This window comes from Corallococcus exercitus (assembly GCF_003611585.1).
GTDB lineage: Bacteria > Myxococcota > Myxococcia > Myxococcales > Myxococcaceae > Corallococcus > Corallococcus exercitus.
In genome coordinates this window covers 1-5,067 of record NZ_RAVW01000566.1, presented here as the reverse complement: position 1 = coordinate 5,067, position 5,067 = coordinate 1, and the positions used below count along the sequence as shown (strand labels likewise).

The following is a 5,067-nucleotide window of genomic DNA, read 5'->3' as shown; positions in this document are numbered from 1 at the left end:
GTGTGGAGGAGGTGGAGGGGGTGCTGGTGGGAGCGGGCGTGTCCCAGGAGGTCGCGCGCGCGGAGATTGCCGCGGCGGGGCAGCACCCCTACTTCCAGGCGTGCCGCCAGGTGGCCCGGCACTTCGGGTGGCTGGAGTCGCTGATGGAGACCTACAGCGCGCTCCGGGCCCAGGACGGGGGCCGCGAGCTGGAGGTGCGCGAGGGGCTCACCCCGGAGGAGTTCTTCCGCCGCTACTACTTCGGCCACCGGCCGGTGGTGCTCAAGGGGGCGATGAAGGACTGGCCCGCGCTCCAGAAGTGGTCGGTGCCGTACTTCCGCGAACACTTCGGACAGGTGGAGGTGGAGGTGATGACGGGGCGCGACGCCAACCCGGAGCACGCGGCCCAGCAGGACCGGCACCGCTCGCGGATGCCCTTCGCGGACTTCCTGGCGATGGTGGAGTCCGGCCGGCAGACGAACGACTACTACATGGTTCCGCGCAACGACAACTGGAGCCGCGAGGGGCTGTCCGCGCTGCGCGACGACCTGCGCGCCCCCGAGGGCATCATCGACCCGTCGCTGCAGGCGGATCAGATGACGCTGCTGCTGGGCCCCGCGGGCACCGTCACCCCGCTGCACCACGACAACATGAACATCCTGCTGGGCCAGGTGATGGGCAGGAAGCACGTGAAGCTGGTGCCGTCCTACGAGCGCCACCGGGTGTACCCGCACCGGGGCACCTTCAGCCACGTGGACGCGGGCGCGCCGGACCTGGTGGCGCACCCGCTGTTCGCGGAGGCCACGGTGCTGGAGACGGTGCTGGAGCCCGGGGACATGGTGTTCCTGCCCGTGGGCTGGTGGCACTGGGTGAAGGCGCTGGACGTGAGCGCCAGCGTCACCTTCCACCACTTCGTCGTCCCCGGCGGAAACACGCACCTGGATGCCCCCCCGTAGCAAGCGCTTCAGTCCGCCTTCTCCACCAGAAGCACCGAGCGTGTCCACCCGGCCCGTCCGTCGCGCGCGAGCCACGCCTGGCGCTCGTCGCGCAGCGCGACGGCCGCGGGCGAGCCCGCGTGGATGCGCCGGCGCACGCCGTCGAAGAAGCGGCCCGCCGCGTCCGGGATGTCCACCGTGGAGGCCAGCACCGCGCGGGCGCCCGAGTCGATGAAGGCCGCCGGCAGGCTGAAGGGCTCCGTGCTCTGCAGCGCCGTGGTGCGGCCCGCGCTGCACGCGGCCAGGAACACGGTGGGCTCCCCCTTGAGCCGCTGCTCGCGAACCACGTCCGCGGTGAGCGCGTAGCGACCGTTCACCTCCGGGGACAGCACCACCAGCGACGCGCCGGAGATGCTGGGGTCGGTGATGCCGTGCGCGTGGATCTCAATCTCCGTGGCGTCCGCCATGCTCTCCAGCACGCGCGACGGCGTGGCGTCCGAACCGGACAGCACGTTGGGCGGCGCGCTGCCCGGCTCCGCGTCCGGCGTCCACGCGGGAAGCCGCGGCAGCTGCAACAGCGACGGGGCCTCCACGCCGGCCACCACCAGCCGGCGCGCCGCCTGGGCGCTGGCGACCGGGCGCGGGCCCTGGGCGCGGCCCAGGCGGAAGCTCCACGCGATGTCGGAGGGCAGGAGGTCCGTGCGGCCGAAGACAGGGGCCCACGCGAGCACGTCCACGTGGTCGCAGCTGGAGAGCGTCTTGCGCAGGGTCTCCGGCACCAGCCGGGACGAGTCCGCGCGGGCGAAGGGCTCCTTGCGCGTGTCGTCGTAGTGCCCCTTCACCTCGCCCTGGGGGCCCAGCGCCACCAGCACGGTGCGCTCGGCGTGGACGCTGGCGGCCAGCGCGCACCGCGTGGGCACGGGCGTGCCCAACTGCGCGGCCATCAGCCCCACCACCTTGGGGAACTCCCCCGCGCGGCCCGCGTCCACCGCGAGCGACGAATAGCTGAGCGCCCAGGCCTCGCGCCCCAGCGCGTCGCCGCGCGGCAGGGTGTCCGCTTCCTTGATGGCGTCGCGCAGGTGGCTCTCGCCCTTCGCGCGGTCGCGGTCCAGGTGGAAGCGGCCTTCAAGATAGCCCGCGTAGACGCGGTCGCCCTGCACGCCCGGGCCCGACAGCATGTTGGAGGTGACGCGGGAGAGCCACTCCGCGTCCTGGGCGCCGGAGCTGGAGCGCGTCAGCTCCGCGAGCGTGGCGCCGAACACCGGCTCCATGGGGTTGTCCGCGCAGGCGGCGGCGGTGTCCAGCTCGCGCCGCGCGTCCTGGGGCCGCAGGTCCAGGTAGTGCAGGTGCGCCAGCTGCACGTGGGGCCAGGCGCAGCTGCGCGTGGGGCCGCGCGCCATCCACTCCTCCAGATAGGCGCGGGCGCTGCCCAGGTCATTGCGCGAGCGCGCCACCTGGCTCAGGACCTCCAGCACGCTGAACTCCAGCTCCCACTCGCGCAGCTGCCGGGCGCCGGCCCAGAGCACGCGCGCGTGCTGCTCGGACTCCGTCACGCGCTGCATGTCGTAATAGAAGATGGCCAGCCGCTTCTCCAGCTCCAGGCAGCGCACGGACAGGCCACTCTCGCGGCAGCGCTGGAGCGAGCCGAAGAGCCGCTGTTCGGCCTTCCACCACGCGCCGTCGGCGATCTCCTTGAAGGCCTGGTCGCGGTCCGCGACGTAGGTGAACCAGGGGTCCTCCAGCCGCTTGATGCGCTCCACCGTGTCCTTCAGGTGGTTGAAGGTCCCCTTGCGCGTGCGCATGAGGGCGCCCAGGTAGATGTCCTCGTCGCCGGACAGCCGCGCCCGGTCCATCAGCGTCTCCGGGACGGCGTGGCCCGCGCGCAGCGACTCCGCGTACTGCCGCGCCAGCTCCGCGCGGCGGGAGAAGTCGCGCTTCGCCACGCGCTGCACGTAGTCCGTGAGCACGCTGCCGCCCTGCACCCGGTCCAGCTCCTTCGCCAGGGGCAGCAGCGCCAGCGCGCGCTCCTTCGACGGCGCGGCGCGCACGGCCTCGTAGAAGACGCCGCGCACCGTCCCCGGCAGCTGACGGGCCGCGTCCATGGGCAGCGGCGCCTTCGGGTCCTCCACCAGGGCCATCGTCGCCTCGCGCGCGGCCTTCCACTGACGCTGGCGCTCCAGCGTGGCCTCGCGCAGGGCCAGCGCCTGGGCGTGGGCCTCACGTCCCCAGCCCTGCTCGTTGCGCTTCGCCACCTGCTCGAACAGCTCCGACGCGCGCAGCGTCAGCCCCATCTCGCGGAACACCAGCGCGCGGTTCCACAGGGCCTGTGTCAGGCCGGGCTTCGCGGCCAGCGCGCCGTCCAGCAGGCGCAGCGCGCGCTCATGGTCCCCCCGGGCGAGCGCCACCGCCGCCAGGTCGCTGTCGCGCTCCGGTGAAGCCGGCAGGCGCTCCAGGAAGGACGCTGCCTGGCTCCACTCACCCTCCAGGGCATACGCCGCCGCGATGCCGCCCCAGTCCTCCTTGGACTCCATGCGGGCGAGCGGGCCCAGGGGCATCGGCTCGGCGGGCACCGGGCAGCCACCCGCGGGCGCACGCGAGCGGTAGCGGTCCGCTTCCGGGTGCGTGAGGCGGGCTTCGATACGGGCCGCCGCCCGACGGTCCGCCCAGAAGGTGTCGGGAACGGACTGCGGCTGCGCCCGGGGCTTCAGGGCCGCGACTCCCACCGCCAGGAGGGGGATGGCCAGTGCCAGCGCCCAGACACTCTTCTTCGCCGGCTTCACCATGCGGTCCCCTCGGGCGTCTCCCCCCAGCCGCCCTTCCGGGACGTTCTACACCAACCTCCGACGAACGCCGACCTGGCCTCGCGTCCTGCCTCCAGGCGTCCCATGACGCGGTGGGTAGCAAGGCGGTGGGAGAACAGGCGCATCGGATGTTTTGGGCGACACACGCACCAATAGACGGCCTGCTCCGCCGATCTTGAAAAAAGGCTCCACTTCCCAGGTTCGCCGCAAGAGGGGGACGGGACGCCGGGCCGTCAGGTTGTTGGGGGGATGACGCTCGGGGGCTCGGCCGCACGGCTGCCTTCAACGGATGGTTTGAGCGCCCGCATCCACCCGGAATCACGCGCTTCGGCATGCCTGGGGAAGTGGCGGGCGGCAGGGGCCCGTCTCCCTCATGCCCCGGCAGGCGTCCCGCCAGGCGCGCGTGCGGCAGGGGCTTGGCAGGCGGGACGGGGCGGGAAGGCTTTTTCCCCGCCGCGTGTCCTCGTGGCCCAACCCGGACCGAAAGGACCCCTGTTTGAAGCGACTCCTTCAGCTCGTTGCCGCGGCCTCCCTGATGCCGGCTCTCGCATCCGCCAGCATCATCTGGAAGGGCGACTTCGAGACCGGCAACACGTCCCAGTGGACGCGGCAGCAGAGTGTTGCCAACAGCCGCTTGCAGGTCGTGACGGATGTGGTGCGTGACGGCAGGTACGCGCTCAAGGCCACCGTGAAGCAGGGCGATGATCCCATCAACGCCAGCGGCAACCGCAACGAGCTGCTCTACCTGACCCACGAGACGCAGGGGAAGGAGTACTACTACAAGTGGAGCACGCTCTTCCCGTCGAACTACCCGGTGCATGACTCGTGGCAGGTCATCACCCAGTGGCACCAGGAGGGCTGCTGTGGCTCTCCTCCGCTGGAGTTCTTCGTGCGCGGGGACAAGATCAACCTGCGCGTGGGCGGCAACACCACGCCCGTGCTGTGGCAGACGTCCATCGACAAGGGCAACTGGCACGACTTCGTGCTGCACGTGAAGTGGTCCTCGGACAAGAAGGCCGGCTTCGTGGAGCTGTGGCACAACGGTGAGCACGTGCTGCCGAAGACCTACGGCGCCAACCAGTTCGGCAAGGACCTGAACTACCTGAAGATGGGTCTGTACCGCGACGACGCCATCAAGCCCGAAGGGACCATCTTCCACGACGGCTTCACCATGGCGACGACGCTCGAGGACGTGATGCCGCCCGCGCCCACGCCGGTGGAGGAGCCCGCTCCCACGCCCGTGCCGGACGACACGACCATCCCGAACGACACGACGCCGGACACCACCACCCCGTCCCCCGTGGCGGAGGCTCCGACGACGCCGAACGCACCCATCCCCCAGCTGCCCACCG

At 71.7% G+C, this 5,067-nt stretch carries 3 protein-coding genes; 2 read left to right on the top strand and 1 reads right to left on the bottom strand.

Features of this window, described 5'->3' with window-relative positions; genetic code table 11:
* The coding region (locus D7W79_RS38630) for a cupin-like domain-containing protein (RefSeq protein ID WP_147442274.1) at positions 1–935 on the top strand (935 nt) is incomplete at its 5' end.
* Between the two features lie 8 nt (positions 936–943).
* Here the strand turns inward: D7W79_RS38630 and D7W79_RS38625 are convergent.
* Positions 944–3,697, bottom strand: coding sequence for a CHAT domain-containing tetratricopeptide repeat protein (locus D7W79_RS38625; RefSeq protein WP_120530247.1), 2,754 nt, complete (start codon positions 3,695–3,697; stop codon positions 944–946).
* A 553-nt stretch (positions 3,698–4,250) separates the two neighbouring features.
* Here D7W79_RS38625 and D7W79_RS38620 point away from each other — a divergent pair.
* On the top strand, positions 4,251–5,067 hold an 817-nt coding region (locus D7W79_RS38620; protein ID WP_208729954.1), incomplete at its 3' end, for a heparin lyase I family protein.